Genomic DNA, 26,754 nt, shown 5'->3' on the forward strand with positions numbered 1-26,754 from the left:
ATGACCGCCGTACTAGATACACTCGTCGCGGTGCGGCGAACCGCAATGGACCTGCTCGCACGACGCGAGCACGGTCGTGTCGAGCTGACGCGTAAACTGCGTCAGCGCGGCGCCCTCCCTGACATGATCGAAACAGCCCTCGACCGATTGACGGAAGAGGGGTTGTTGTCCGAAACCCGTTATCTCGAAAGTTTCGTTTCCTACCGCGCCCGTTCCGGTTATGGCCCTTTACGCATTCGTGAAGAGTTGGGCCAGCGTGGTCTGCAGCGTGCCGATATTGAACTCGCCCTTCGTGAGAGTGGCATCGACTGGCAGGAGCAATTGATCGATACCTGGCGGCGCAAGTTCTCTGGGCAATTGCCGGCAGACGCCCGGGAGCGAGCCAAACAAGGCCGGTTCCTGGTGTATCGGGGATACTCCATGGAAATGATCAACCGCCTGTTCAGCGGTCGAGGGATGGACGATTGAACTGAAACGGCCTGCTATTTCGATAACGGGCCGTTTTTTATGCCTCACGTAACCTTTGACGGCTCCCGCGTGCGTTGCTGCACTTGGGGGGTTGAATGTGCCCAGTTTTCCGGCAGGTTGATGTAGTCCACAAGCTCGCGCAGACGGCCATGATTGCGGGCGTTGAAGTTGAAGACCAGCCGCGCCAGATGGCTGAATTCGGCTTCGTCGTGTTCCTCGCCGCTGTAAGTGCACTGATGGAAATGATCACTCAGGCACAGGTCGGCGAAAGCCTCCTGCATGTGTTCGAGTGCGTGGTCGCTGAGTGTGTGATTCATGCGAATCAGGAACTGATGCTTGAGCCAGCGACTGGAGTGGAAGTTGCTGTAGAACTGGTTGATGTGCTCTACCGCTTCTTCGACGTTGTAGACCAGTTTCACCAACTTCATGTCAGTGGGCAGGATGTAGTGGTTTTCCTCCAGTTGCTGGTGAATGAAGTCCAGTGCGCCTTTCCAGAATTTGCCGCCCGGCGCGTCGAGCAGCACCACGGGCACCAATGGACTCTTGCCGGTCTGGATCAACGTCAGCACTTCCAGCGCTTCATCCAGCGTACCGAAACCACCCGGGCACAGCACCAGGGCATCGGCTTCCTTGACGAAGAACAACTTGCGGGTGAAGAAGAAGTGGAAGGGCAGCAGGTTGGTCGTGCCGTCGACAGTGGGATTGGCATGCTGCTCGAAGGGCAGGGTGATGTTGAAGCCCAGGCTATGTGTCAGGCCGGCACCCTCGTGGGCGGCGGCCATGATGCCGCCACCGGCACCGGTAATGACCATCATGTCCGAGCGCACCAGCGCAGCGCCGAGTTCCCGGGCCATGCTGTAGAGCGGATGTTCCACGGGGGTACGGGCCGAGCCGAAAACAGTGACCTTGCGCCGCCCCTTGAATTGTTCGAGCATGCGGAAAGCCTGTTCCAGTTCGCGCAGGGCTTGAAGGGTGATTTTGGCATTCCAGCGGTTGTGGTCTTCCTGGGCCATGCGCAGCACGGTCAGGATCATGTCGCGGTAGATCGGGGTGTTCGGGCTGTTGGGTGAAATCAGCTTGAGTTGTTCTTCAACCCTGCTGATGAGGTCGTGGCCGCTTTCTTCGAAATGACGGCTCAGGAGGTCATTCGGTTGGTAAGGCATTCAGCTTCTCCTTCTGCACAGAACCCTCGGCCCGACAACGTAAGCCGGTGCCACGACACTTCATGTGTCGCCGTCTGCCCAGGCCCATGCCAGGGCGATCTACTTGACCCGAAAGGCATCGGATCATCCAAACAGGCTCTGTTTTCCCTTGGATGAAAAAAGTTCGCACTGCATGACAAGCGACGGCCAGCCCCTTTCCAGCCCTGAAAAAGTGAACATGGATACCCTGAAATCCAGACTCTTACAGTGATTTGCGCTGTCTTGATCATTGCGCCACAAAGTCATTCCTGGCAACCGCTTATTGACGATTTGCAAGGTGCTTTCACCGCTCGTCTGAACGTACGTCGTATGTGCTGCACTCTGATTTACTAAGTTACAGGTGCAACACGACAACTTTGCGTCAACGGCAAGGCGCACGGTACAAGCGATTCAAGGATTTATCACTCAAACATGAGTGAAGTGCAGGGAGGCGGGAAACCATGGCCAGAGTCGTTCTGGAGATCGATACGCAACTGTATCGATTGCTGAAGTCATCAGCCGAGACCCATCATTTGAGTCTCGAAGAGGAGTGCTGCCGACGTTTGCGCGGTGGCGAGCGTCGTTCACATTACTTGCAGGCGCTGCTGGCGGAACTGCGCGCCGAAGATGAACAGCGGCGCGCCAATTCCAGGTGATTACTTTTTCTTCTTGGCCGGTTGCAGGCAATCCGATTCCTGGAAGCTTGCGGAGCCGACCGGGCGGTTGGTCTTCACCTCGGTGAAGTCGTAACGCATGATTGCGCCCTTGGCCATCAGCTTGCGAAACCCTTCGTTTCGGCAGACAGAAGCCCCCAACTGGAAGTACACGGCTTTCGGGTCTGCACGCATTTTGTCTGCATGGCTGCTCTGCACGCTCAGGTGGTTGATCAGCTGTTTGCCGTCAACGGTGTAGCCTTGATCGAGAATGTCTTCGTTGATCGCTCGAGGAGTGCCGACGCTGCTCTGGGTGGCGACGTTTTGCAGCATTTTGTTCAGTTCCGTGTCTTTCAAGGACGCAGCCTGGGCGCTGAAGGACGACGCCAGCAAAATGGCCGCGGTAGGAACGATAAGGCGCAGCATGAAACTCTCCTGGTTCAGTGATGCGGGGTTGGACCCGTCACGTGGCTGTGCGTTCAGTGGCGGCGAATTATAGGGGAGCCGGGCTGGACGGTACAGGCTTGCGCCGGGCGCTCTGGTAAACTGCTGGCACTTTTTACCCTGTCGAGTGTTTTTCGTGTCGATTTCCCTTCTCTGTGGGCGTTGCCCGCTATGAGCCATACCCCCGCGCGATTTGCCTTGAATGCCGTAGCCCGCTTGCGCGATCAGCGTGAGGAGGAGGGCATCAAGCCGATCCAGGCCCGCGGCTGGCGCGCGCCGCGTTGCCGTGACTGTCGGGTGATCGAGAGCCACTGCCTGTGTGCATGGCGACCGCAGGTCGCTACCCGCTCCGGCGTGTGTCTGATCATGACCAACAAGGAAGTGTTCAAACCGAGCAACACCGGTTGGCTGATCGCCGACGTGGTACCTGACAACCATGCCTTTATCTGGTCCCGTACCGAGGTCGATCCGAAGTTGCTGGCGCTGTTGTCCGACCCGCAATGGCAGCCTTACCTGGTGTTTCCGGGTGAGTACGTCGAGCCCGAGCGTGTGACAAACAGCGTGGATGTCGATGGCACGAAGCGTCCATTGTTCATTCTGTTGGATGCCACCTGGACCGAAGCACGGAAGATCTTTCGCAAGAGCCCCTATTTCGACCGACTGCCGATCCTCAGCCTGCTTCCGGAGAAACTCTCCCGCTACAGGTTGCGCCGCTCCACCCGCAGTGAGCATTTGTGCACGGCGGAAGTGGCGGCGCTGTGCCTCGACCTTGCAGGCGATGTCGCCGCGGCGTCGGCGCTGGATGCCTACTTCGATGTGTTCAGCCAGCATTACCTCGACGCCAAACACCAGTTGGAGATGAACGTTTCGACCCCGGCGCACGCCGAGTTGATGCCCTATGTTCAGCCGGCCACCCCATTGATGGACTGATTGTCGCGCATACTGCAATAAAGTGTACCGGCCATGCTGCTTGACCACCCCGGCTTCGCTGGGCATGCTTGGCGCCGATTAGGGTGCGGCCGGAATTTTCGACGCCGTTTTTTGCGTTGAGCGCGCCTTGTCAGTACAGCTCCGTGGCTGTGTCTTGACTTGCTTTGGCGAGGTCCGAATGCATCGGGCGTCCCATGAAAAACAGGATCATTTGAAAAATGGCCACATACGAAATCCTGATTGCCGATGACCACCCACTTTTCCGTAGTGCCTTGCATCAAGCGCTGACCCTGGGCCTTGGCCCGGGCGTCCGTCTGGTGGAAGTGGCGAGCATCGCCGAACTGGAAGTCCGCCTGACCGAAAAGTCCGATTGGGATCTGGTGTTGCTGGACCTGAACATGCCAGGGGCCTACGGTTTTTCCGGGCTGGTTCTGCTGCGCGGCCAGTACCCGCAGATTCCGGTGGTCATGGTCTCGGCCCAGGAAGAGGCGACCATCATGGTCAAGTCTCGTGAGTTCGGCGCCAGTGGCTTCATTCCCAAATCCAGCGACTTGAGTGTGATCCAGAAGGCCGTGCGTGCAGTCCTCGATGGCGACGTGTTCTGGCCGCCGCAGGCGTTCGAAGCGGTCAGCGTCTCGGATGAGGCCAAGGCGGCCAGTGAAGGGCTTGCCAGCCTGACTCCGCAACAATTCCGGGTGCTGACCATGGTCTGTGAAGGCTTGCTGAACAAGCAGATCGCCTACGAACTGAGCGTTTCCGAGGCTACTATCAAGGCGCACGTGACCGCGATTTTCCGTAAACTGAATGTGCGGACCCGAACCCAGGCTGCGCTGCTCCTGCAACAACTTGAGTCAATTTCCAGCCATTAAAGGCTGGCAAATTCACGCTTTTTTGACTTTGGTTGAACTAGCTTTCCCACTTCTTTTTTGCCAGTTGCCCACTCTATGTCACCTTTCAAAGGCCAGACCGGCCTGAAACGTATTCTCAATGCTTCCGGTTATTCGCTGGACGGCCTGCGCGCAGCCTTCACCGGTGAAGCCGCCTTTCGGCAATTGGTATTGCTCAATGTCATCCTGATTCCTTTGTCATTCTTCCTGAATGTCAGCCGGGTCGAACGGGCGTTGTTGATCGCGGTCTGCCTGCTGGCGTTGATCGTCGAGTTGCTCAACTCGGCCGTGGAAGCGGCCATCGACCGCATTTCCCTCGAGCGGCACCCGCTGTCCAAGAATGCCAAGGACATGGGCAGTGCCGCCCAGTTCGTGGCATTGAGCATGATTGCCCTGGTGTGGGCGGTGATCCTGCTTTAAGCGATCGTCGGCAGCACGATCTCGTCGCTGCGCTGAACCCCGGCGGTGAAAGCGCGGCACAGATCGAGGAACTCGCGCATCGCCGAGGTCTGATATTTCTGTTTATGCCAGATGAAATAAAACTGTCGCGCCAGATCCAGATCCGGCGTCTCGACAGGCACCAGGCTGCCGCGGCGGAATGCGTCGCGCAAAGCCAGCCTGGAAATGCAGCCAATCCCCAAGCCTGATTCCACCGCGCGTTTGATCGCTTCGGTGTGCTCAAGCTCGAGGCGGATGTTTAACGAAGTGCGGTGATGGCGCATGGCTTGGTCGAAGGTCAACCGCGTGCCCGAGCCCTGTTCGCGCAAGATCCAGGCTTCGTGGCTCAACTCGTCCATGGTGGCCGTGCCGCGCTTGGCCAACGGATGCTGGGGCGCGCAAAACACCACCAGTTCGTCCTCGACCCAGCTTTGCACTTCGATGTCCGGGTGGCTGCAGTCGCCTTCGATTAGACCCAGATCAATTTCATAGTGGGCCACTTGCTGCACGATATTGGCAGTGTTCTGCACATGCAGCTTCACCTGGCTTTCCGGGTGGCGCTGCATGAAACTGCCGATCAACAATGTGGCCAGGTAATTGCCGATGGTCAGGGTGGCGCCCACGGCCAGCGAGCCGAACCCGGACTTGCCATTGAGCAGGTCTTCGATTTCCTTGGCCTGGTCCAGCAGCGCCACCGCTTGCGGTAACAGCTGTTTACCGAGGGCGTTGAGGCTCAGGCGTTTGCCGGCACGGTCGAACAACTGGCAGCTGCACTGGCGCTCCAGTTCGGTGATCGAGGTGCTCGCCGCCGATTGCGAGAGGTTGAGCAGGCCCGCGGCACGGGACACACTTTCCTGCTGGGCGACGGCGACGAATACTTGAAGTTGACGGAGAGTAAATCGCATATCGATATAACCGATAACCCTTATCTTAATAATCCATTTAACAGATATTGTCTCTGCCTTTAGAATGCGATGCAATTGCGCAGAGCTGGCTTTTTTTGCAGAGCAGGCGCCGAACACGCGCAGACCAATCTCCAGGAGTCCCACGTACATGAGCAACATGAACCACGAGCGTGTCCTCAGTGTTCACCACTGGAACGACACTCTGTTCAGCTTCAAGTGCACCCGTGATCCGGGCCTGCGCTTCGAGAACGGTCAGTTCGTGATGATCGGCCTGCAACAGCCCAACGGCCGCCCGCTTATGCGCGCTTACTCGATTGCCAGCCCGAACTGGGAAGAGCATCTCGAGTTCTTCAGCATCAAGGTGCCTGATGGTCCGCTGACTTCGCAGTTGCAGCATCTGAAGGAAGGCGACGAGATCATCATCAGCAAGAAGCCTACCGGCACGCTGGTACTGGATGACTTGAAGCCTGGCAAACATTTGTACCTGCTCAGCACCGGTACCGGTCTGGCGCCGTTCATGAGCGTTATCCAGGACCCGGAAACCTACGAGCGTTTCGAAAAAGTGATCCTGTGCCACGGCGTGCGTTACGTCAACGAAGTCGCTTACCGCGAGTTCATCACCGAGCACCTGCCGCAGAACGAGTTCTTCGGTGACGCGCTGCGTGACAAGTTGATCTACTACCCGACCGTGACCCGCGAGCCGTTCGAGAACGAAGGTCGCCTGACCGACCTGATGCGCAGCGGCAAGCTGTTCAGCGACATCGGTCTGCCACCGATCAACCCGCAGGACGACCGCGCCATGCTGTGCGGCAGCCCGAGCATGCTCGACGAGACCAGCGAAGTGCTGAACAGCTTCGGCCTGAAGGTTTCGCCGCGGATGCGCGAGCCGGGTGATTACCTGATCGAGCGAGCGTTCGTCGAGAAGTGACCGCAGGTCACTTGTAGGAGCGAGCCTGCTCGCGATGGAGGTCAACGATAACGCGAGAAGCTTGATACCCAGCGGCGTCCTCAGGTTTTTCGCGGGCAGGCTCGCTCCTACAGTAGATTTGCAGCGCAACTGAAAAGCCCGCATGACTTGGGAAGGTCATGCGGGCTTATTCGTTTCCGGCGTTCAGCCTTTTGCGGGAATGACTTCCAGCACGCGTATCAGCTCCGGTGTCGGGTAATGCCAGCGCACATCGACATCCCAGAACTGTGCGCCGTACTCCCGCTCGGGCGCAGGGGTTTGATAGGCCGGGCGCGGATCCTGCGCCAGGCACTGCTCGATCAACTCGACCAAAGGCTCTGCAAGGCGTTGGGCATGCTTGTGAGCCTGTTGCAGCGCTGTGCCCGTCCACTGCACGGGAATCAGTTGCGGCGCGGCGTTGGCGATGCTGTTAGAGGCTGTGTCGATGATGTCGGCGTAGGGCACGTAGGGTTTGATATCGAGAATCGGTGTGCCATCCAGCAGATCGATGCCCGAGATCCACAACCGGCCGGCTTCGACCTTGTCCAGTTTCACCACCGACTGCCCAATGCCATTGGGGCGGTGGGTGGCGCGGGTGGCGAATACACCCATGGACTTATTGCCGCCGAGGCGAGGAGGGCGGACTTTCAGGCGAGGCTTTTCCTCCAGGGCCTGGTGGAACAGGAACAACAGCCACACATGGCTGACTTGCTCCAGACCTTGTACCGCGTCCCCTTGATCGAACGGCGCCACCAGTTCCAGCACCCCACGGGCGGCCGGGGCCAGTTGCGGTTGGCGCGGAATGGCGAACTTTTCCTTGAAGCAGGAGCGCACGAAGCCGATGGGGGAAACGCTGTAGGTCATGGTTTGGGGTCGAGGTGGAATTAAGGCTGGCATGATAACCCACACGGCCTCTGGCCCGGTGGCGCCGGTCAGCCCGTTATCGCGAGCAGGCTCGCTCCCACATTGATTCGGGGGCGCTCTTCCGTTTTCTGTCCACCACAAATCCCCTGTGGGAGCGAGCCTGCTCGCGAAAGCCGCACTGCCGATTTCAGAGGCTGAACCCGCCATCCAGCGGAATGATATTCCCGGTCATATAGGCCCCTGCGGTACTCGCCAGACTGATCGCCAGCGCTGCCATCTCTTCCTCGCGCCCCCAGCGCTTCATTGGAATCAGCGCCGTATCCTGTGCAAGTGCCTGCTCATCATTGCCAATGTGCTGAGTCATCTTGCTCGGAAAACGCCCCGGCGCGATCACGTTGACGTTGATGTGTTGGCTGACCAGCTCCCGCGCCAGAATCCTCGACAGTTGATGCAACGCAGCCTTGCTCGGCCCGTAGGCATACGCCTGCTCGCCGAAGGAGGAAATCCCGGCCACCGATCCGATGTTGATGATCCGCGCCGGATTCGCTTCGGAACCGGCCTTACGCAGCAGGGGCAGGAACTGCTGGATGCAGTTGAACACCGAGGTCACGTTGAGCTGCATGACTTTTTCCCAGCCCTTGATCGGGTAGCTCTCCAACGGTGCGCCCCAAGTGGTGCCGGCATTGTTCACCAGGATGTCCAGATGTGTGATCTGCTCGCCCAGGCGCGTGGCCAGTTGCAGGACGCCCTCTTCGGTGGCCAGGTTCGCCGCGATGGCGCGGCAGCGGCCAAGTGCACCGAGTTCGTCGGCGGTTTGCTGGCAGGCTTCGACGTCGCGGGCGCAGACGTACACGGTGGCGCCCGCCTCGACATAAGCCTTGGCGATCATCTTGCCGATACCACGGGTGCCGCCGGTCACCAGGGCGGTGCGGCCTTGCAGGGAAAAGTAGGGATGCATGGCAAATCCTGAGAGCTGAGGTCTTTACACCCTAGTCGTCAGCCGCCAGAAGCGGAGCCACTATTTTTGTGCGGAATGGGAAGCCATTCGGCCCTGGCAGGAGCGAGCTTGCTCGCGATGGTCGGTAACGATAACGCGTATTTACTGGCTAAACACGGCGCTCTTGAGTCCATCGTCGGAACGCCGCCCGGAGCAAGCTCGCTCCTACAGGGGTAGCAATCAGCCTGAGGTTTATTGCGGCCGAACGCGCAGGGTCAGGCCCTTGAGGAAATTGCGCAGCAACTGGTCGCCGCACGGGCGATAGTTGGTGTGGCCGAACTTGCGGAACAGTGCGCTCAGCTCAGGCTTGGACACCGGGAACTCGGCGGCCTTGAGGATCGCGTGCATGTCGTCTTCTTTGAGCTCGAACGCCACCCGCAGCTTTTTCAGGATGATGTTGTTGGTCACCGGCACTTCGATCGGCTGCGGCGGACGGCTTTCGTCCTTGCCGCGCTTGAAGATCACCAGGCCGTCGAGGAAGTGCGCCATGACTTCGTCCGGGCAGCGTACGAAACCTTCCTCGTCTTCCTCTTTCTTGTCGAGGTAGGTCAGCAGGTCCGGCAGGGTCACGTCCATGCCGCCGAGCTTGATGATCTCGATGACTTTCTTGTCGCTGATGTCGAGCATGTAGCGCACGCTGCGCAGTACGTCGTTATGAATCATGTGTGCAGTCCTGATATTCAGCTGTGGGCGTCGCGGCCAGGCGCGGCGCCGAAATGTGTGGCGGCGAGAAAAGCCTTAGAACTTCTCTTTGCCGGACAGGTAGCGCCATTGCCCCACCGGCACTTTGCCGATGGACACGCCGCCGATGCGGATGCGACGGATGGCGACGACCTTGAGGCCGACCGCCTGGCAAAGCAGGGCGATGATGCCCGGCTGCGGGTTCTTCATGGCAAAGCGCAGGCGGTTCTCGTTCTGCCAGCTGGCCTTGACCGCCGGCAACTCCTTGCCCTTGTAGGTCAGGCCGTGGTTCAGGCGGTTCAGGCCGTGGGCCACCATTTCGCCTTCAACCTCGACCACATACTCTTGCTCGATCTTGCTGGAGTCGGCGGTGAGTTTGCGCAGGATTTTCCAGTCCTGGGTAAACACCAGCAGACCGCTGGCGTTGGCCTGCAGGTCGGTGCTGGCGGTCAGGCGCAGGAAGTGCCCGCGCAACGGTCGCTTGCCGTAGCGGTGCTCTTCGCTCAGCGTCTCGGCGCCGAGGGTGGCCATGGCGGTGTCTGCGTCCATGCCGGCTGGCACGTTCAGCAGCAGAGTCACCGGTTCCGGCGCGGTGGCCTTGGCTTCGGGATCAAGCTCGACTTTCTGGGTCTCGACCTTGAATTGCGGCTCGTCGATGACCACACCGTCGACGGTGACCCAGCCGCCCTCGATGAACAGCTCAGCCTCCCGACGGGAACAGCCGACGAGTTCGATGAGGCGTTTGGAGAGACGAATCGGGTCAGTCATGTCAGGGCCGTAACAAAAAGGGGGTGGGCATTGTACCTGCCTGGCGCCGGTTAATCCCGGTTCCATTTCAATGCGGTTGCATTTCCTGTGGGAGCTGGCCTGCCAGCGATGCAGACGCTACGGTTTGTCAGATACACCAGGATGATGCAATCGCTGGCAGGCCAAGTCCCACAGGTTTCTATGGCGTCAGGCCTGTTGTGAGCGCTGCTGGTTTTGACGCATACGCATGTGCAATAACGGATACGGCTGCCCCATGCCATCGACTTCCGAGCGACCGATGACCTCGAAGCCCTGCTTGAAGTAAAAGCCCAGGGCTTGCGGGTTCTGTTCGTTGACGTCCAGTTCATAGGCGTTCAGGTGTTCCAGGGCATAGCGCAGCAATTTCTTGCCCAGGCCCTGGCCGCGATGGTCAGGGTCGATGAAGAGCATTTCAACCTTGCCGGCCGCGACACCGGCGAACCCGGTGATGCGCTGGTTCGAATCCTTGGTGCAGATCAGCATCACCGAATCGAGGTAGCGGGTCAGCACCAGGTTCTTCAGCAGTTCGATATAGCTGTCGGGCAGAAAATCATGGGTGGCGCGGACCGAGGCCTCCCAGACCCGGGTCAATTCTTCGTAGTCGCCGAGTTTCGGCGTGTGGATGACCGAATGCTGACGCATGCCCGTCTGCCTCTTGTGCAGTGGTTGATAGGAATCCTTTCAACCTAAAACGATAGCCGTAAAAAAGCCCCGCATCTCGTCTAGAGAGCGGGGCTTTGCGTATTTTTTGCGTTTAGATCTGTTCTGCCCACAGATCGTATTCGTCGGCGTCGGTCACTTTGCACCAGACCTTGTCGCCCGGCTTGAGGTTGCTACCGTTGTCGATGAATACGTTGCCGTCGATTTCCGGGGCATCGAAGAAGCAGCGGCCCACCGCGCCTTGCTCGTCGACTTCATCGACCAGCACTTCGATCTCACGGCCGATGCGCATTTGCAGGCGCGCCGAGCTGATGGCCTGCTGGTGCGCCATGAAGCGCTCCCAGCGGTCCTGCTTGACGTCGTCCGGGACGACTTCCAGGTCCAGGTCATTGGCCGGTGCACCTTCTACCGGCGAGTACTGGAAGCAGCCGACGCGGTCGAGCTGGGCTTCGGTCAGCCAGTTCAGCAGGTACTGGAAGTCTTCTTCGGTTTCACCCGGGAAGCCGACGATGAAGGTCGAACGGATGATCAGGTCCGGGCAGATTTCACGCCAGTTCTTGATGCGGGCCAGGGTCTTGTCTTCGAAGGCCGGGCGTTTCATCGACTTCAGCACTTTCGGGCTGGCGTGCTGGAAGGGGATGTCCAGGTACGGCAGGATCTTGCCGGCGGCCATCAGCGGGATCAGCTCGTCAACGTGCGGGTACGGATAAACGTAGTGCAGGCGCACCCAGACGCCGAGGGTGCTCAGGGCTTCGCAGAGTTCGGTCATGCGGGTTTTCACCGGCGCGCCGTTCCAGAAACCGGTGCGGTATTTCACATCCACGCCGTAGGCGCTGGTGTCCTGGGAGATCACCAACAGTTCCTTGACACCGGACTTGACCAGGCGCTGGGCCTCGTCGAGCACGTCGCCGACCGGACGGCTGACCAGCTTGCCGCGCATCGACGGGATGATGCAGAAGCTGCAGCTGTGGTTGCAACCTTCGGAAATCTTCAGGTACGCGTAGTGGCGCGGGGTCAGCTTGATGCCTTGTGGCGGCACCAGGTCGATCAGCGGGTTGTGGTCCTGGCGCGGCGGCACGACTTCGTGCACGGCGTTGACCACTTGCTCGTACTGCTGCGGGCCGGTCACGGCCAGCACGCTCGGGTGTACGTTGCGAATGTTGCCTTCTTCGACGCCCATGCAGCCGGTCACGATGACCTTGCCGTTTTCCTTGATGGCTTCGCCGATCACTTCCAGGGACTCGGCCTTGGCTGAATCGATGAAGCCGCACGTGTTGACTACTACGACGTCGGCGTCCTGGTAGGTGGACACCACGTCATAGCCTTCCATGCGCAGCTGGGTAAGGATGCGCTCGGAGTCGACCAGTGCTTTGGGGCAACCCAGGGATACGAAGCCAACCTTTGGATTGGCCGGCGCAGGAGTGGTGGACATGTCTAACCTCGGTATTTTGTGACGCCGCTTGCCGGGCAGGGCAAAACCGACGGACGGGCGCTTGAACGGCGCCTCTGATCAAAAAGTGCGCAATTCTAGCGATGAGTCGTTCACTTGACCAGCTTTATGCAGGGAAATACGACGAGTGCTGCGTTATGCTTCGCGCCGTTACGCTTTACTGTTTTTTTACAGTCAACAAAACGTCTGTAACGTGAAGTAAAACAGCGCATGCTGCACGACAAAGCATAGTGCTTCTTTGAAAGAAGCCCGGGTCTTAGAATCAGGAGTGGTGGATGGGTCAGGCAAGTAGTCAGGCTGCAGGTGCCGAGCATTCGGCGGTCAAGCCGATCGGCATGCTGGTCGCGGCAGTCGGGGTGGTTTATGGCGATATCGGCACCAGTCCATTGTACACCCTCAAGGAAGTGTTTTCCGGTGGCTATGGCGTACCGGTCAACCATGACGGCGTGCTGGGGATCCTGGCACTCATTTTCTGGTCGCTGATCTGGGTTGTGTCGATCAAGTACATGATGTTCGTACTGCGCGCCGACAACCAGGGCGAAGGCGGGATCATGGCCTTGACCGCGCTGGCCCGGCGGGCGGCGGCGGGGCACGCCAAATTGCGCATGTTGCTGGTGGTCTGCGGACTGATCGGCGCGGCGTTGTTCTATGGCGACAGCATGATCACCCCGGCGATCTCCGTACTGTCGGCGATTGAAGGCCTGGGGCTGGCCTTCGAAGGCATCGACCATTGGGTCGTGCCGCTGTCACTGGTGGTACTTGTCGCGTTGTTTCTGATCCAGCGTCACGGCACGGCGCGCATCGGCATTCTGTTCGGGCCGATCATGGTCACCTGGTTCCTTGTGCTGGGTGCATTGGGCGTCTATGGCATCAGCCAGCATCCGGAAGTCCTGCAAGCGATGAACCCGGTGTGGGGCGTACGTTTCTTCATCGACCACCCGGGCATGGGCGTGACAATTCTCGGCGCTGTAGTACTGGCATTGACCGGTGCCGAAGCGCTGTACGCGGACATGGGCCACTTCGGCCGCAAGCCGATCGCTCGTGCCTGGTTCATCCTCGTGCTGCCGGCGCTGGTGTTGAACTATTTTGGTCAGGGTGCCTTGCTGTTGGGTGACCCGGAAGCTGCCCGTAACCCGTTCTATCTGCTGGCACCGAACTGGGCATTGCTCCCGCTGGTCGGCCTGTCGACCCTGGCCACGGTGATCGCCTCGCAAGCGGTGATTTCCGGTGCGTTTTCCCTGACCCGTCAGGCGATCCAGCTCGGTTACATTCCGCGCATGCACATCCGGCACACCTCCAGTGCCGAACAGGGCCAGATCTACATCGGCGCGGTGAACTGGGCGCTGATGGTCGGCGTGGTGTTGTTGGTGCTGGGTTTCGAATCCTCCGGCGCCCTGGCCTCGGCCTACGGTGTGGCGGTGACCGGGACCATGCTGATGACCACCATCCTGGTGTCGGCCGTGATTTTGCTGTTGTGGAAATGGCCACCGCTTCTCGCCGTTCCGCTGTTGCTCGGTTTCCTGCTGGTGGATGGCCTGTACTTCGCCGCCAACGTGCCGAAAATCGTTCAGGGCGGTGCATTCCCGGTCATCGCCGGTTTCGCGCTGTTTGTGTTGATGACCACCTGGAAACGCGGCAAGCAGTTGCTTGTCGAGCGTATCGATGAGGGTGGCTTGCCGCTGCCGATCTTCATCAGCAGCATTGCCGTACAGCCTCCACATCGTGTTCAGGGCACTGCGGTGTTCCTGACGGCACGGCCGGATGCCGTACCCCACGCGCTGTTGCACAACCTGCTGCATAACCAGGTGCTGCACGAGCGAGTGGTGCTGCTGACGGTGGTGTACGAAGACATCCCGCGGGTGCCGCCAACACGACGGTTCGAGGTCGATGCCTACGGCGAAGGTTTCTATCGGGTAATTCTGCATTTCGGCTTTACCGACGAGCCGGACGTACCGAAGGCGTTGAAACTGTGTCATCTCGAAGAGCTGGACTTCAGCCCGATGCGCACCACCTACTTCCTCAGCCGCGAAACGGTCATCGCCTCCAAGCTCGAAGGCATGTCCCGCTGGCGTGAGGCGTTGTTTGCGTTCATGTTGCAGAACGCCAACGGCAATCTGCGTTTCTTCAATCTGCCGCTGAACCGGGTGATTGAACTGGGGACGCAGGTGGAGATGTAGGAGCGAGCTTGCTCGCGATGAACCTGAGATCACCACTGGGTGTCAGGTGTCAGGTGTTCAGCGTTATCGTTGAAGACCATCGCGAGCAGGCTCGCTCCTACAGGGATTTGTGGCGTTGAATGAAAAAGCCCCCGCTATCGTGAGATGGCGGGGGCTTTTCTTCAGCGAGGCTCAGATCACTCTTGAGCTTCTGCTTCTTTGGCTTGCCGCTTCTCGATCACATCCACCAGACGCTTGGCCAGCGCCGGGTAGTTCTCGTCGAAGTGGTGGCCGCCAGGCAGCTTGATGGCTTCACCCACCGCGGTCTTGTCGGTGCAGCCGCTTTCGTCGGTTTCTTCTTCGCCGTAGATGCACACCACTTTGGCGGCTGGCAGCTTGGCCATTTCCGGGCCGGTGGCGGCTTCCTTGCCGGCATTGCCGAGCCAGCCTTCGACTTCGATCTCGAAGCTGCCGGTACGGGCGAAGGCCAGCAGGATGATCGCATCGACGCGTTGCTGCTCCGACTCGGCCAGACGGTTGTAGATCGCCGGCAGTACGTCGGCGCCGAACGAGTAGCCGGTCAGGATGAAGCGCTTGGTGCCCCATTTCTGCCGGTAGTGTTGCATCAGTTCAGCCAGATCCAGCGCGCTTTGTTCCGGGCTCTTGTGCTGCCAGTAGTAGCGCAGGGTGTCGATGCCGACCACCGGGTAGCCGATCTTGGCCATTTCGCCCGCCACGTCGCGGTCGAGGTCGCGCCAGCCGCCGTCACCGGAAAGGAACAGGGTCACGGTGTCCCTGGCCTGGCCCGCCGGCACTTCGACCACCGGAATCTGCAGGCCGCCCGCAGCTTTGTCGCCGCCGACGAGGATCTTGCGCAGTTCGTTGTTCAGCACTTGCGGCAGGTTGATGTCGTAGTCGCTGATGCTGGTTTCGGCGTTCGGTTGGTCACGCACGAAGCCGGCACTGGTATCGTCCGGATTGTCGTTCCACGCCGCCAGCCAGTGGCCGTGGGCGGCGCTTTTCGGCAACAGGTGCGTGCAGCCGCCCTTTTCCAGGGCCAGGTCGACCGAGACGGCGTAGGCCTTGTCGTCCTTTTGCTCGGACAACCAGCGCCAGGCCAGCACGGCGCCAGGGCCGATGCCGCTGACCAGGGTCGCCGGGCCTTTGAGTTCCCGCAGTCCCGATTGCAGGGCACGGCTTTGCAGCAGGCAGTCCTTGGGCAGGATCACCTGGACAATTTGCGCCGAACCACTGCGGCTCAGGGTGATCAATTGCTTGTCGCTGAGTTTCTGGTCTTCGTTGACCGCCACCAGCACTTGGGCGTGTGGCGTGGTGCCGGGGATGACGCGGGTCATGGCCGCACCATCGGCCGGGGTCAGCAATTGGAGGGTCGGTTCCGGTGCCGGGCGTTTCAGGTACCAGAAACCGCCACCGAGAATCAGGGCCACTATCACCAGCGTGCCCAATACATACCGCAAGGAGCGTTGAATCATCAGCGTTTCACCAATCCGGTCAAGCCGCCCGCGATCAGGGCGGCAGTGTCGGCCAGCGCAACCAGCGGATCGAGTCCGGCGGGCACGGCCATATAACGGGGTTCCCAATCAGGCTGGAACTTGTCTTTGAAGCGGCGCAAGCCCTGGAAGTTGTACAGCTGCTCACCACGGCGGAATACCATCGAGCCCAGGCGCTGGGTCAATGGCGCGCCGCGACGGGGTTGCAACCCCGACAACGGCACCATGCCCAGGCTGAAACGCGCGTATCCATGGTTTTTATAATGCTGAATCAGGCCGACCATCATGAACTCCATGGTCAGCTTCGGGGCGTCCGGGTGCGCGCGCATCAGGTCGAGGCTGGCCAGGTCGTGGCCGTAGGTCTCGAGCAGGTTGGCGAACGCCACCGGGCGTCCTTCAAAGCGAATCACCGCGATGCGGAAATGCTTGAGGTAGTCATCGCTGAAGCGGCCGAGCGAGAAGCCTTTCTCGCGGACGTTCTTGCCGGTCAGCCAGGCATCGGAAATCACCTTGAGCTCATCCATCGGTGCCTGCCCCGGCTCATGGATTTCCAGGGACAGGCCGTCCCGGGTGCCACGGTTCCAGGTGTAGCGCAGGTCCTTCATCTCTTTGCCCTTGGCTTCGAGATCAAAACGCTTGAGGTCGACCCGGGCTTCTTCGCCGAGCTTGATCGCGGTCAGGCCGATGTCCATGTAGTACGGCAGGTTCTCGGCGCGCACTTGATAGAACACGGGACGGGCGTGGTGGATGTCGCACAGGTCGCGGAACTGCCAGATCATTTCCGCCCGTTGCTGGCCCGGGCCGATCGGGTCATACAACGCTACCAGGCTGCGGCCGCGACGGGCATACATCAGGAAGGCTTCGTCATTGGGGTGAAATAGCAGCGCCTTGTCACCGGTCAGGGCCAGGCCGCCATCCGGTTGGGCCGATGCCATGAGGATCTTGCTGGCGCGCTCCAGTTCGTCGGGCGTGGGCAGGTGAATGACCGGACGCGCGGTGCGCAACAACCAGGTCAGGGACACCACCACCAGCAGCACGGCAGCCCCGAGCAGCGAACGCAGGCCGCGAGGGGCGTCGGCGTCCAGAGTGAACTGCCACCAGAGTTGGTGGCTGTAGGGAACGTCCTGATAGGCGAACAGCAGAAGCCACATCGACGCACCGAGTACGCACAGGCTGGACACCAGATACAGCGGCGAGAACGGCAGTTCGGTCAGGCGGCTGGGGCGATAGAACGAGCGGCGAAATACCCCGAGCAGGCTCGCTGTCAGCACCATCAGGCTGGCTTCTTCCCAGTCGAAGCCTTTGAGCAGCGAGAGCAGGGCGCCGACCAGCAACAGAATGGTGGTCAGCATCCACGCGGCCGACAGTCGGCGACGCAGCCCCTGGGCCAGCAACAGGCAAAGCACGCCGACCAGGCTGGCACCGAAGTGCGAAGCATCGACCAGTCGATGGGGAATCAGAAAGCCGATGTGCTCCAGGCGGGTATCGATTTCCGGGGTGGCGCCGGAGAACAGCAGGACAACGCCGGACAGGAATACCAGCACCGCCAGTATCGGAGCCGCCAGGCCTGAGGCTGCGCGTAACGTCTGGCGCGTCTGGAACAGGCGCTGGCCTTCATTGATCAGTAACAACAGGCAGGCCACCAGCAGGGGCAGGACCACGTAGATCAAGCGATAGAGCAGCAGGGCGGCCGCCAGTGGCGCAGCGCCAAGGGTATCGGAAAACGCCGCCAGCAAAATCGCCTCGAACACTCCGACGCCGCCCGGCACATGGCTGAGCACGCCGGCGGCCAGAGCAAGCAGGTAAACCAGGAGGAACGCACCGAAGGGCGGTGTTTCCGGCAGCAGTAGATAGAGCACGGTTGCGGCGGCGGCTACGTCCAGGGCGGTGATGACCAATTGCAGGAACGTGAGTCGACGCCCGGGCAGCCGCAAGGTACGACGCCCGACCCTGACCAGCAGGTTGTCCGGGTAAGGCTGATCCGGCAGCCGACGACGGTAGATACCGATGGCCAACCCGGAAAACAGTACGAGCACGGCGGTCGCCACTACGCCCAACAACGTCTGGGAGAGTCCCAGGGCGGAGGACGCCGCTGGCAGGTCGCTGAGCGTCGCCAGGGCAGCCAGCGGTGGCAGGGCGCAACCCAGCGAGAGGCTGGCGAACAACGTCATGCGGGCGACTTCAGCCGCTCCCAGGCCATGGCGGGCATAGAGGCGATAGCGGACAGAACCGCCCGACAGCATTGAAAGACCGATGGCGTTGCCGATGGCAAAGGCCGTGAACCCACCCAGCGCCAGCTCACGCGGTGCCAGGCTCACCCCGGCATAGCGGCTGGCCGACCATTCGTAGCCGAGCAGAATGATGAAGCCCGCCACGGTCGCGCCCAGTGCGCCCATCAAGGCAGGTTTCGGAATCTCGAGGATCGAGTCGTGCAGCGCGTCAAGGTCGAGTTCGCTCAACAGGTGGCGACAGGCAATCAGCGCGATCGCGAACAGCAGCAGGGTGACCGCCAGACCAATGGGTTGACGGTACTTGCTCAATCGATCAAGCAGGCGCAAACGCTCGGCATTGATCGGTTGTGTCGCTGTGACAGTGTCTTGTGAATCAGACGAGTTGGCGCGCATCAATCACCTCTTGGATTGTGCGCGACAGGATGGAGGTATCCAGCCAAGTTACCAATCCCTGTAGAAAAAAATAATCACAAATATTAACGCCTATCACCCGGCAACAGGGGCGGCGCGTTATCAGTCGTGGAGGCTTCCGGCTGTGATGGAGCATAGTCGGCGCCTCGGCGCATGGGGGACCCCGAATAGCTCGCTACACAGTGACAGGCCATTGTTGCGAAAGGACTTTTTCAACAGATACAAAAAAGGCCACTCTTTCGAGTAGCCTTTTTTGATGTTTGGTTGCGGGAGCCGGATTTGAACCGACGACCTTCGGGTTATGAGCCCGACGAGCTACCAGACTGCTCCATCCCGCGTCTGTGTGGCGGCATTCTATAGAGAAACGCCGGGGTGTCAACCGTTAATCCTGAAGCAGGTCAAATAAATGTTGAATCGCGTCAAACGGTCGCAGGGGTGGCCTAAGTTTCGGAATCAGAACGATTTCCGGTTTCGGTCTGTTTGAGCGTCCAGGGCTTGTTTCGGCGTTCGGTGCAACAAAATGAGTGCGCACAAAAAAGGCCACTCTTTCGAGTAGCCTTTTTTGATGTTTGGTTGCGGGAGCCGGATTTGAACCGACGACCTTCGGGTTATGAGCCCGACGAGCTACCAGACTGCTCCATCCCGCGTCTGTGTGGCTCATTCTATAGAGATGCGCTCGGGTGTCAACCTCCAATTCCGATAAAACCTCTTCCTGTTCAATCGGTTAGCGTTAAAAATGGGAGGTCGACCGGTCTGTAAGGCAAGTAGCGTAAGGCCTGCGCGTCTATTGAAAGTAATTTTTCGATTGAAAAAATAAATTCACAATCGACTCTTCCTACGATTGAAAAAGAACATTCAGACTACTGGTGCTATATACAGGTGTCGGTGAGATACTGTTTATCCGGCAGGCCATGACGCCTTTTCTTTGCCATGAACACGGCTTTGCTATGACTCAACGCAAGATCATCCACGTCGATTGTGACTGCTTCTATGCCGCCATCGAGATGCGCGACGACCCACGTCTCGCCGGTAAACCACTGGCGGTAGGTGGGTCGGCGGACCGGCGCGGGGTGATCGCCACCTGCAATTATGAGGCGCGAGCGTACGGGGTGCGTTCGGCGATGTCCTCCGGGCATGCCTTGAAGTTGTGCCCGGACCTGACCATCGTCAAGCCACGCATGGATGCCTATAGAGAAGCGTCCAGGGAAATTCACACGATCTTTCGCGATTACACCGAGATCATCGAGCCGCTCTCGCTCGATGAGGCGTACCTCGATGTGTCGGACAGCGCGCATTTCGCAGGCAGTGCAACGCGAATCGCCCAGGACATCCGGCGCCGGGTCTCCAACCAGTTGCATATCACCGTGTCGGCGGGTGTGGCACCGAACAAGTTTCTGGCCAAGATCGCCAGTGACTGGAAAAAGCCCAACGGCCTGTTTGTCATCACTCCGGACCAGGTCGAGGACTTTGTCAGTGGCTTGCCGGTGAGCAAGTTGCACGGGGTCGGCAAAGTCACCGCCGACAAGCTCGGCAAGCTGGGGATCACCGATTGCCTGCAATTGCGCGAGTGGGACAAGTTGGCGCTGGTGCGTGAATTCGGCAGCTTTGGCGAGCGACTCTGGAGCCTGGCCCGTGGGATCGATGACCGTGTGGTGCACAACGACAGTCGTCGTCAGTCGATCAGTGTTGAAAATACCTACGACGTTGACCTGCCGGACCTGAAGAGCTGTCTGGACAAGTTACCCGAACTGCTGGAGACCCTGGCCGGTCGCATGGCGCGAATCGACAGCAGCTATCGTCCGGGCAAGCCATTCGTCAAGGTGAAGTTCCACGACTTCACCCAGACTACATTGGAGCAGGCTGGGGCAGGGCGGGATCTGGGCAGTTATCAGTTGATGCTGACCCAGGCCTTCAACCGCGGTGGTAAAGCAGTGCGGTTGCTGGGTGTCGGCGTGCGGCTGGAGGACTTGCGGGGCGGGTTCGAGCAGATGGAGTTGTTTGAACGGTAGTTGGGTGGTGAGTTTGCGGGCCTCTTCGCGAGCAGGCTCGCCCCCACAGGGATTTGAATGTTCACAAATCCAATGTGGGAGCGAGCCTGCTCGCGAAGCTTTTTGGCTCTTAGTTCAGCCCCGGATTCGCCACCAGCCGTTCGCCATTGCGGGCCAGCGACTTCAGGAATTCGGTCTGTAATTCGGGATCGTTGCGCGTCAGTTCGATCAGGCTCTGTTCCAGTTCGCTGGCTTCTTCTTCAAGACCCAGCTCCGACAGGCGCTTGACCCGGTGGACCCACTGATTGACTTCGTCGCCTTCGAGATCGTCATAAATCAGCCCGTGGGCCTCATAGAGCTTGCTGCGCAAGGTGCTGCTGACGGCTAGCGAGGAGTCGGTGTGCACGTCGTCCTGGGCATCCTCGACACGAATCAGCAACCGGCTCAGGTGATTGATGTCATGTTCGGCGAACGGGTTGTCCAACAGATTCAGGCGCAATATGCCGTTTTTGTCGGTGGTCAGTTCGAAGGTTTCCTTGCCGGCCTTGACCTCGACCGGGCGCTCGCTCCAGGGCAGGCTTGAGTATTCCGTACGCTTGTCGCGCTGGACTTCATCAATACCGGCCAGGTTCTGCTGCGCGCGACCGTGGGACTGCACGTTCATGAACGGGTTGAGCCCGGCGAAACCGTAGCTCAGCCAGTCCTTGGTCACGCTGTCCGGCAGATTGCCGAGGGCGAACACATTGACCACGTTGGCACCGACACCCGCCACCACCGCCACCGCACCCAGCGGGACTTCGTAAATCTCCCGCCAGGGTTGGTACGGCGTATAGCGATCGTAGTGACGCGTGACTTCGTACTCAGTGACTTCGAAGGTCTTCTGCTCGTGGATTTTCACCCGCCGTTGCGGCAGCTCAAGCACCTTGGGCTCACCGACATCGATCTGCAGGCTGTGATCGAGCAATTTGCGCTCGACCCGCTCCTCGTGCTCGCTGCGTTGTGACATGTGATTGGCACAGCCGCTGACCAGCAGGGCGCCGCACAAGGCGGCACCACCGAGGCCTAAGGTGTTTCGCTTGACCATGACGTCTCTATATCTGCTTTCAGCGGCGGATGCGGGCCTGAAGGAAGGGCAGCACGTCGGCGACCGGCAGCGCTTGTGCGTCGGCCTCGGTACGGCTCTTGTATTCCAGGTTGCCTTCGGCCAGGCCGCGGTCGCTGACCACGATCCGGTGTGGGATGCCGATCAGTTCCATGTCCGCGAACTTGATGCCCGGGCTGGTTTTCTTGTCGCGGTCGTCCAGCAGCACTTCGAAGCCGGCAGCGGTGAGTTCCGCGTACAGCTTGTCGGTGGCTTCGCGAACCTGCTCGGTCTCGTAGCGCAGCGGTACCAGGGCAATCTGGAACGGCGCGAGGGTATCGCTCCAGATGATCCCGTTTTCGTCGTTGTTCTGTTCGATGGCGGCGGCCACCACGCGGGATACGCCGATACCGTAGCAGCCCATTTCCAGGGTGACCGGCTTGCCGTTCTCGCCCAGCACTTCGCATTTCATCGCTTTGCTGTACTTGTTGCCCAGCTGGAAGATGTGCCCGACTTCGATGCCGCGCTTGATTTCCAGGGTGCCCTTGCCATCCGGGCTAGGGTCGCCGGAAACAACGTTGCGCAGATCGGCAACGGTCGGAACAGGCAGGTCGCGTTCCCAGTTCACGCCGAAGTAGTGTTTGTCGTCGATGTTGGCACCGATGCCGAAGTCGCTCATCAGTTCGACCGAACGGTCGATGATGATCGGCAGCGGCAGGTTCAACGGGCCGAGGGAACCGGCGCCGGCGCCAATGGCCTCGCGCAGCTCGCTTTCGGACGCCATGACCAGCGGGCTGGCAACGCCAGGCTGGTTGGCGGCCTTGATTTCGTTCAGTTCATGGTCGCCACGGACGATCAGGGCAATCAGCTTGCCTTTCTCTTCAGCGTGCACCACCAGGGTCTTGATGGTTTTCTCGATCGGCAGGTTGAAGCCTTCGACCAGTTGCGCAATGGTCTTGGCGTTCGGCGTGTCGACCAGGCGCAGCTCTTCGCTCGGAGCGCCGCGCGAGGTTTCGCGAGGCACGGCTTCGGCTTTCTCGATGTTCGCCGCGTAGTCGGAACCGTTGCTGAACACGATGTCGTCTTCACCGGATTCGGCCAGTACGTGGAACTCGTGGGAGCCGGCACCGCCAATGGAGCCGTTGTCGGCTTCTACAGGGCGGAACTTCAGCCCCAGACGGGTGAACACGTTGCAGTAAGCCTGGTGCATGCGGTCGTAGGTGACCTGCAGCGAAGGCTGATCGGCGTGGAACGAATAGGCGTCCTTCATGATGAATTCGCGGCCGCGCATCAAGCCGAAGCGTGGGCGGATTTCGTCACGGAACTTGGTCTGGATCTGGTACAGGTTGATCGGCAGCTGCTTGTAGCTGCTCAATTCGTTGCGCATCAGATCGGTGATGACTTCTTCATGGGTGGGACCTGCACAGAAGTCGCGGCCATGGCGATCCTTGAAGCGCAGCAATTCAGGGCCGTACTCTTCCCAGCGCCCGGACTCCTGCCACAGCTCCGCCGGTTGCGTGCTCGGCATCAACACTTCGAGAGAGCCGGCGGCGTTCATTTCTTCGCGAACGACGGCTTCGACCTTGCGCATTACCCGCAAGCCCATCGGCAGCCAGGTGTACAGGCCCGAGGCGAGCTTGCGGATCATGCCGGCACGCAGCATCAGCTGGTGGCTGATCACGACCGCGTCGGAAGGCGTTTCTTTTTGTGTGGCGAGCAAAAATTGACTGGTGCGCATGGTTGGCCGTTATCGATTGCTGATGACGAGAAATGACGGAGCATTGTACGGGCGAGATCCGCTGACGTACAGGCGTGCGGTCGGCGGTGAGGCAGGAGGGCGCGATTCACTCGGCCCTCCGCGATTTTTCCGGCGTAAAGATCCTACGATTCTTCGGTGAGCGGGGTCTGCACCGGCTCCGGTGTAGGTGACGGACCTGCACGGTGGTTCTCCTGGAACCAGTGCAAGGCGATCAGCAGCAGGGTCGGGACGCCCAGCAGGGCGGTGATCAGGAAGAAGTCGTGGTAACCGAATTTTTCCACCATGACCCCGGAATAGCCGCCGATCAGGCGCGGCAGCAACAGCATGATCGAGCTGAGCAGGGCGTATTGGGTGGCGGAGAACTTGAGGTTGGTCAGGCTCGACAGGTAGGCGACGAACGCCGAGGTCGCCAGGCCCGAGCTGAAGTTGTCCAGGGAGATGGTCAGCACCAGCATGTTCAGGTTGGGGCCCATGTCGGCGAGCATCAGGAACAGGATGTTGGTTGCCGCGGATGCGACACCGCCGATGAACAGGATCGGCAGGATGCCGAAACGCACGATCAGCAGGCCGCCCATGCCGGCGCCGACCAGGGTCATGATCAGGCCGAAGATTTTACTGACGCTGGCGATCTGGTCCTTGGTGAAACCCTGGTCGATGTAGAACACGTTGGCCATCACGCCCATGACCGTATCGGACATCCGATAAGTGGCGATCAAGCCAAGCAGCAGCAGCGCTTGCCAGCGGTATCGCAGGATGAAGTCGTTGACCGGTGTCAGCACTGGCGCCAGGCCACGACGGCCCATGGCCGAGAGGCACAGGGTGGTGAGCATGATATAGAGGATGGCCCGCAGGAAGGCGCGGTCTTCGAGCAGCAGGTCGAGCGGGCTCACGCCTTCGAACAGTACGCTGGCGAAGTCGGTGTTGTAGAGCTGGGTGAACATGGCTGGCACGGACACCAGCAAAATGATCAGCACGAACACTGAGGCCAGTTGATGCATGAAGCTGTAGCGCCCGGCCTGCAGTTGCGTGCGCAACGGGACCGGCGGTTCGCGCATGAACATGCTGGTCAGCAGTGCCGGGACCATCAGGGCGCCGAACAGGATGTAGGTGCCGGCCCAGGCCGAATGCTTGTAGTTGAAGCCGGTGGAGCCAAAGCCTTCGGCGAAGTAGAGCGCGCCTGCGGTAGCCAGCAGCGCAGCGACCCGGTAACCGGACATGTAGCTGGCGGCCAGTGCGGCCTGGCGGTTGTCTTCGGCGATTTCCAGGCGGTAGGCGTCGACCGCGATGTCCTGCGTCGCTGATGCGAAAGCGACGACGACGGCAATGGCGATCAGCCAGGACAAATGCTTTTGCGGGTCGCAGAAACCCATCCCGATCAGGCCAAGGATGACCAATGCCTGGGACAGCACGAGCCAGGATCGTCGTCGACCGAGTTTACCGAGCAATGGCAGTCGCCATTGGTCGAGCAAGGGCGACCAGACCCATTTGAAGGCATACGCCAGGCCGATCAGGCTTGCATAGCCAATGGTTTCACGCGCCACGCCAGCTTCACGCAGCCAGACTGAAAGTGTCGAAAACACCAGCATGTAGGGCAAGCCGGCGGCGAAACCAAGCAGCAACAGCACGAGTGTCGAGGGGCTGGCATAAGCGGCGAGCGCGGCGCGCCAGGTTTTACGGGGCATGGGCTGGAGTCTGCCTCAAGAAATACGGAAACAAAGCGCGCACTCTAACCGCTGTGCTCTACCGGGCGCCAGCCATGGCGCTGAATATCAACACGATTATTCAGGATACTGATGCCCTCCATGCGTAATCGTGCGCGCTGTTCATCACCCGAAGGGCTGCCCGCCGGCAGGCTGATACGCCCGTTTGCGCCCAGAACACGGTGCCAGGGCAACTTGCTGTCGCCGGGCAGTTGACTGAGGGTGCGCCCGACCCAGCGGGCGGCGCGACCCAGTCCAGCAAGCTCGGCCAGTTGGCCGTAGCTGACGACTTTGCCCTCGGGTACCTGTGCCAGCGTCAAATACAGCGCCGTGCGTCGGATCTGCGCTGCACTATCGGCTTCATCGGTTGGATCGGTCACGTCCGTCAGTCCTGAAGAGGTTTGCTTTACCATCTTAAGAGTAATTCCTTCGCAGGAAGTTGAGAAATGAACTCAACAGAAATAGTCGGGTCAGTCCTTGTCAGGGCCTTGTTCCTACGGATAATGCCGACTGTTCTCGCAAGCCTGAGCCTGTATTTTGTTTATGTTGTCCAGATCCCTGCTGTGTCTCGCCGTCCTTGGCGCATCCTCTCCCTTGCTGGCCGATACCGTGTGGTTGAAGAACGGTGACAAGCTGAGCGGCAAGATCACCCTGTTCGATGGCGGCAAGCTGCTGATCCAGACCGAGTACGCCGGTGCGGTGACGATCGACTGGAAACAGGTCAAGACCCTGGACAGCGATCAGGAGTTGCTGGTCAAGCAGGATGCCTACAGTGGCGAGAAAACCAAATCGCTGAAAGCGGCGGACGCCGGCAAGGTTACGCTGGCCAACGGCGACGCACCGAAGACGGTCGAGCTGGGGAGCATTCAGCAGATCCTCAAGCCAAAACCTGTGGTCGAGGATCTGGTGTGGAAAGGCAACGTCGATGTCGCGCTGGATTACCAGCGGGCGGAAAACGACACCGATGACTACGACATTGATTTCAAGACCAGTGCGCGACACGGGCGCTGGCGGCACACCGCTGAGGGTGAATACAACCGTGAGTTCCAGGACGACGTGGTGACCACGGACAACTGGCGGGCCGAGTACTCCATCGACCGATTCCTGACCGAGCAATGGTTCTGGCAGGGGCGCCTGGTCTACAAGCGCGACAAGGTCGAGGATCTTTCCCGGCAACGAACGGTCGGTACCGGTCCGGGCTATCAGTTCTGGGATAATGAGCTCGGAGCGTTCTCCCTGGGCTCGCTGGTCAACCGCACGGACTATGAATTTTCCGATGGCAGCGATGAAAATTTCTACGCCCTGGCCATGACGTGGGACTACAACCGCTACCTGGTCGGCAAGCGTGTCGAGTTCTTTACTAATGGCGAGGTTGGCAAGCCGCTGTCGGGTGTGGCCGACTACGCGCTCGATGCCGAAATGGGGTTGCGCTACAAGGTGACTGACTGGGCTTCGCTGAACCTGAAGGCGGAGCGCGACATCATCAGTGGCACCGACGATTCGGATCTGGACAAGACGCGCTACACCGCAGGGTTTGGCGTGACCTGGTAAGAGCATCTAAAGGTCGCCGCCTTCGACAGCTCCCGCAGGGTCAACCCGGGAGCTGTCGAAGGCGGCGATCTTTTTT

Annotated in this window: 24 protein-coding genes and 2 tRNA genes; 9 read left to right on the plus strand and 17 right to left on the minus strand. The window is 59.9% G+C overall.

The window, feature by feature from the left end:
• On the plus strand, positions 1-468 hold the full coding sequence (recX, locus tag ACM6J5_RS19505) for a recombination regulator RecX (RefSeq protein ID WP_414929176.1): 468 nt from the start codon (positions 1-3) through the stop codon (positions 466-468).
• A gap of 44 nt (positions 469-512) precedes the next feature.
• Here the strand turns inward: recX and ACM6J5_RS19510 are convergent, their stop codons facing one another.
• Positions 513-1,631, minus strand: coding sequence for a TIGR00730 family Rossman fold protein (locus ACM6J5_RS19510; RefSeq protein WP_414929177.1), 1,119 nt, complete (start codon positions 1,629-1,631; stop codon positions 513-515).
• 479 nt (positions 1,632-2,110) lie between these two features.
• On the opposite strand from ACM6J5_RS19510, the gene ACM6J5_RS19515 reads away from it, so the two are divergent.
• Entirely contained in the window at positions 2,111-2,305 is a 195-nt protein-coding gene (locus tag ACM6J5_RS19515; protein ID WP_057716151.1) for a hypothetical protein, read from the plus strand.
• On the opposite strand, the gene ACM6J5_RS19520 is transcribed toward ACM6J5_RS19515, so the two are convergent.
• On the minus strand, positions 2,306-2,728 hold the full coding sequence (locus ACM6J5_RS19520; protein WP_414929178.1) for a PA3611 family quorum-sensing-regulated virulence factor: 423 nt from the start codon (positions 2,726-2,728) through the stop codon (positions 2,306-2,308). It abuts the gene before it with no gap.
• A gap of 189 nt (positions 2,729-2,917) precedes the next feature.
• Here ACM6J5_RS19520 and ACM6J5_RS19525 point away from each other — a divergent pair, with 189 nt between their 5' ends.
• From ACM6J5_RS19525 to ACM6J5_RS19535, 3 genes are all read left to right on the plus strand, one after another.
• Positions 2,918-3,676 carry a tRNA-uridine aminocarboxypropyltransferase gene (locus tag ACM6J5_RS19525; RefSeq protein WP_414929179.1) on the plus strand — a complete coding sequence of 253 codons (759 nt, stop codon included), beginning with the start codon at positions 2,918-2,920 and terminating at the stop codon, positions 3,674-3,676.
• A gap of 218 nt (positions 3,677-3,894) precedes the next feature.
• Positions 3,895-4,545: a response regulator transcription factor ErdR gene (erdR, locus tag ACM6J5_RS19530; RefSeq protein ID WP_095943901.1), complete on the plus strand. Its 651-nt coding sequence runs from the start codon at positions 3,895-3,897 to the stop codon at positions 4,543-4,545.
• A 75-nt stretch (positions 4,546-4,620) separates the two neighbouring features.
• A complete protein-coding gene (locus ACM6J5_RS19535; RefSeq protein ID WP_007996906.1) occupies positions 4,621-4,983 on the plus strand; it encodes a diacylglycerol kinase in 363 nt (120 codons plus the stop codon).
• Here ACM6J5_RS19535 and ACM6J5_RS19540 read toward each other — a convergent pair.
• Complete coding sequence (locus ACM6J5_RS19540; protein ID WP_046041182.1) at positions 4,980-5,906, minus strand: LysR family transcriptional regulator; 927 nt, start codon at positions 5,904-5,906, stop codon at positions 4,980-4,982. The genes ACM6J5_RS19535 and ACM6J5_RS19540 overlap by 4 nt on opposite strands.
• Positions 5,907-6,054: 148 nt before the next feature.
• Here ACM6J5_RS19540 and fpr point away from each other — a divergent pair, with 148 nt between their 5' ends.
• Positions 6,055-6,834: a ferredoxin-NADP reductase gene (gene fpr, locus ACM6J5_RS19545; protein ID WP_008054100.1), complete on the plus strand. Its 780-nt coding sequence runs from the start codon at positions 6,055-6,057 to the stop codon at positions 6,832-6,834.
• Between the two features lie 183 nt (positions 6,835-7,017).
• Here the strand turns inward: fpr and tsaA are convergent, their stop codons facing one another.
• The 6 genes from tsaA to rimO all read right to left on the minus strand — a co-directional run bounded on the left by tsaA (position 7,018) and on the right by rimO (position 12,272).
• A complete protein-coding gene (gene tsaA, locus ACM6J5_RS19550; RefSeq protein ID WP_414929180.1) occupies positions 7,018-7,716 on the minus strand; it encodes a tRNA (N6-threonylcarbamoyladenosine(37)-N6)-methyltransferase TrmO in 699 nt (232 codons plus the stop codon).
• Between the two features lie 187 nt (positions 7,717-7,903).
• Positions 7,904-8,674, minus strand: a complete 771-nt coding sequence (locus ACM6J5_RS19555; RefSeq protein WP_057716145.1) for an SDR family oxidoreductase — start codon at positions 8,672-8,674, stop codon at positions 7,904-7,906.
• A 231-nt stretch (positions 8,675-8,905) separates the two neighbouring features.
• Positions 8,906-9,376 carry a DUF1456 family protein gene (locus tag ACM6J5_RS19560; protein WP_046816549.1) on the minus strand — a complete coding sequence of 157 codons (471 nt, stop codon included), beginning with the start codon at positions 9,374-9,376 and terminating at the stop codon, positions 8,906-8,908.
• Between the two features lie 75 nt (positions 9,377-9,451).
• Complete coding sequence (locus ACM6J5_RS19565; RefSeq protein WP_150673130.1) at positions 9,452-10,162, minus strand: rRNA pseudouridine synthase; 711 nt, start codon at positions 10,160-10,162, stop codon at positions 9,452-9,454.
• A gap of 186 nt (positions 10,163-10,348) precedes the next feature.
• The gene (locus tag ACM6J5_RS19570) at positions 10,349-10,822 is read right to left on the minus strand and encodes a GNAT family N-acetyltransferase (protein WP_095943906.1); all 474 of its coding nucleotides are present in this window, start codon (positions 10,820-10,822) and stop codon (positions 10,349-10,351) included.
• Positions 10,823-10,934: 112 nt separating this feature from the next.
• Positions 10,935-12,272, minus strand: a complete 1,338-nt coding sequence (gene rimO, locus ACM6J5_RS19575; RefSeq protein ID WP_008052161.1) for a 30S ribosomal protein S12 methylthiotransferase RimO — start codon at positions 12,270-12,272, stop codon at positions 10,935-10,937.
• A 293-nt stretch (positions 12,273-12,565) separates the two neighbouring features.
• On the opposite strand from rimO, the gene ACM6J5_RS19580 reads away from it, so the two are divergent.
• Positions 12,566-14,467, plus strand: coding sequence for a potassium transporter Kup (locus tag ACM6J5_RS19580; RefSeq protein ID WP_095943907.1), 1,902 nt, complete (start codon positions 12,566-12,568; stop codon positions 14,465-14,467).
• Positions 14,468-14,643: 176 nt separating this feature from the next.
• Here ACM6J5_RS19580 and ACM6J5_RS19585 read toward each other — a convergent pair whose 3' ends face one another.
• The 4 genes from ACM6J5_RS19585 to ACM6J5_RS19600 all read right to left on the minus strand — a co-directional run bounded on the left by ACM6J5_RS19585 (position 14,644) and on the right by ACM6J5_RS19600 (position 19,246).
• Positions 14,644-15,939 (minus strand): AcvB/VirJ family lysyl-phosphatidylglycerol hydrolase, encoded by a 1,296-nt coding sequence (locus ACM6J5_RS19585; RefSeq protein ID WP_414929181.1) that lies wholly within the window; start codon positions 15,937-15,939, stop codon positions 14,644-14,646.
• Positions 15,939-18,581: a bifunctional lysylphosphatidylglycerol flippase/synthetase MprF gene (gene mprF, locus ACM6J5_RS19590; RefSeq protein ID WP_414929182.1), complete on the minus strand. Its 2,643-nt coding sequence runs from the start codon at positions 18,579-18,581 to the stop codon at positions 15,939-15,941. The genes ACM6J5_RS19585 and mprF overlap by 1 nt, the downstream gene beginning before the upstream one ends.
• 279 nt (positions 18,582-18,860) lie before the next feature.
• A tRNA-Met gene (locus tag ACM6J5_RS19595) sits at positions 18,861-18,937 on the minus strand.
• 232 nt (positions 18,938-19,169) lie between these two features.
• A tRNA-Met gene (locus tag ACM6J5_RS19600) sits at positions 19,170-19,246 on the minus strand.
• A 300-nt stretch (positions 19,247-19,546) separates the two neighbouring features.
• On the opposite strand from ACM6J5_RS19600, the gene dinB reads away from it, so the two are divergent.
• Positions 19,547-20,608: a DNA polymerase IV gene (gene dinB, locus ACM6J5_RS19605; protein WP_095943910.1), complete on the plus strand. Its 1,062-nt coding sequence runs from the start codon at positions 19,547-19,549 to the stop codon at positions 20,606-20,608.
• Positions 20,609-20,717: 109 nt separating this feature from the next.
• Here the strand turns inward: dinB and ACM6J5_RS19610 are convergent, their stop codons facing one another.
• From ACM6J5_RS19610 to ACM6J5_RS19625, 4 genes are all read right to left on the minus strand, one after another.
• Positions 20,718-21,671, minus strand: coding sequence for a hypothetical protein (locus tag ACM6J5_RS19610; RefSeq protein WP_414929183.1), 954 nt, complete (start codon positions 21,669-21,671; stop codon positions 20,718-20,720).
• Positions 21,672-21,690: 19 nt separating this feature from the next.
• On the minus strand, positions 21,691-23,406 hold the full coding sequence (locus ACM6J5_RS19615) for a proline--tRNA ligase (RefSeq protein ID WP_095943912.1): 1,716 nt from the start codon (positions 23,404-23,406) through the stop codon (positions 21,691-21,693).
• Between the two features lie 143 nt (positions 23,407-23,549).
• On the minus strand, positions 23,550-25,109 hold the full coding sequence (locus ACM6J5_RS19620; protein WP_095943913.1) for an AmpG family muropeptide MFS transporter: 1,560 nt from the start codon (positions 25,107-25,109) through the stop codon (positions 23,550-23,552).
• 44 nt (positions 25,110-25,153) lie between these two features.
• Positions 25,154-25,507 (minus strand): MGMT family protein, encoded by a 354-nt coding sequence (locus ACM6J5_RS19625; RefSeq protein ID WP_095943940.1) that lies wholly within the window; start codon positions 25,505-25,507, stop codon positions 25,154-25,156.
• A 163-nt stretch (positions 25,508-25,670) separates the two neighbouring features.
• Between ACM6J5_RS19625 and ACM6J5_RS19630 the strand changes: the two genes are divergently transcribed.
• On the plus strand, positions 25,671-26,678 hold the full coding sequence (locus tag ACM6J5_RS19630) for a DUF481 domain-containing protein (RefSeq protein WP_095943914.1): 1,008 nt from the start codon (positions 25,671-25,673) through the stop codon (positions 26,676-26,678).
• Positions 26,679-26,754 lie beyond the last annotated feature (76 nt).

The sequence above is a fragment of the Pseudomonas sp. IT-P74 genome (assembly GCF_949768175.1).
GTDB lineage: Bacteria > Pseudomonadota > Gammaproteobacteria > Pseudomonadales > Pseudomonadaceae > Aquipseudomonas.

Bases quoted from the DNA above. Each gene is read 5' to 3' on its own strand.
- recX (WP_414929176.1), top strand. From the start codon at position 1: ATGACCGCCGTACTAGATACACTCGTCGCGGTGCGGCGAACCGCAATG.
- ACM6J5_RS19510 (WP_414929177.1), bottom strand. From the start codon at position 1,631: ATGCCTTACCAACCGAATGACCTCCTGAGCCGTCATTTCGAAGAAAGC.
- ACM6J5_RS19515 (WP_057716151.1), top strand. From the start codon at position 2,111: ATGGCCAGAGTCGTTCTGGAGATCGATACGCAACTGTATCGATTGCTG.
- ACM6J5_RS19520 (WP_414929178.1), bottom strand. From the start codon at position 2,728: ATGCTGCGCCTTATCGTTCCTACCGCGGCCATTTTGCTGGCGTCGTCC.
- ACM6J5_RS19525 (WP_414929179.1), top strand. From the start codon at position 2,918: ATGAGCCATACCCCCGCGCGATTTGCCTTGAATGCCGTAGCCCGCTTG.
- erdR (WP_095943901.1), top strand. From the start codon at position 3,895: ATGGCCACATACGAAATCCTGATTGCCGATGACCACCCACTTTTCCGT.
- ACM6J5_RS19535 (WP_007996906.1), top strand. From the start codon at position 4,621: ATGTCACCTTTCAAAGGCCAGACCGGCCTGAAACGTATTCTCAATGCT.
- ACM6J5_RS19540 (WP_046041182.1), bottom strand. From the start codon at position 5,906: ATGCGATTTACTCTCCGTCAACTTCAAGTATTCGTCGCCGTCGCCCAG.
- fpr (WP_008054100.1), top strand. From the start codon at position 6,055: ATGAGCAACATGAACCACGAGCGTGTCCTCAGTGTTCACCACTGGAAC.
- tsaA (WP_414929180.1), bottom strand. From the start codon at position 7,716: ATGACCTACAGCGTTTCCCCCATCGGCTTCGTGCGCTCCTGCTTCAAG.
- ACM6J5_RS19555 (WP_057716145.1), bottom strand. From the start codon at position 8,674: ATGCATCCCTACTTTTCCCTGCAAGGCCGCACCGCCCTGGTGACCGGC.
- ACM6J5_RS19560 (WP_046816549.1), bottom strand. From the start codon at position 9,376: ATGATTCATAACGACGTACTGCGCAGCGTGCGCTACATGCTCGACATC.
- ACM6J5_RS19565 (WP_150673130.1), bottom strand. From the start codon at position 10,162: ATGACTGACCCGATTCGTCTCTCCAAACGCCTCATCGAACTCGTCGGC.
- ACM6J5_RS19570 (WP_095943906.1), bottom strand. From the start codon at position 10,822: ATGCGTCAGCATTCGGTCATCCACACGCCGAAACTCGGCGACTACGAA.
- rimO (WP_008052161.1), bottom strand. From the start codon at position 12,272: ATGTCCACCACTCCTGCGCCGGCCAATCCAAAGGTTGGCTTCGTATCC.
- ACM6J5_RS19580 (WP_095943907.1), top strand. From the start codon at position 12,566: ATGGGTCAGGCAAGTAGTCAGGCTGCAGGTGCCGAGCATTCGGCGGTC.
- ACM6J5_RS19585 (WP_414929181.1), bottom strand. From the start codon at position 15,939: ATGATTCAACGCTCCTTGCGGTATGTATTGGGCACGCTGGTGATAGTG.
- mprF (WP_414929182.1), bottom strand. From the start codon at position 18,581: ATGCGCGCCAACTCGTCTGATTCACAAGACACTGTCACAGCGACACAA.
- dinB (WP_095943910.1), top strand. From the start codon at position 19,547: ATGACTCAACGCAAGATCATCCACGTCGATTGTGACTGCTTCTATGCC.
- ACM6J5_RS19610 (WP_414929183.1), bottom strand. From the start codon at position 21,671: ATGGTCAAGCGAAACACCTTAGGCCTCGGTGGTGCCGCCTTGTGCGGC.
- ACM6J5_RS19615 (WP_095943912.1), bottom strand. From the start codon at position 23,406: ATGCGCACCAGTCAATTTTTGCTCGCCACACAAAAAGAAACGCCTTCC.
- ACM6J5_RS19620 (WP_095943913.1), bottom strand. From the start codon at position 25,109: ATGCCCCGTAAAACCTGGCGCGCCGCGCTCGCCGCTTATGCCAGCCCC.
- ACM6J5_RS19630 (WP_095943914.1), top strand. From the start codon at position 25,671: ATGTTGTCCAGATCCCTGCTGTGTCTCGCCGTCCTTGGCGCATCCTCT.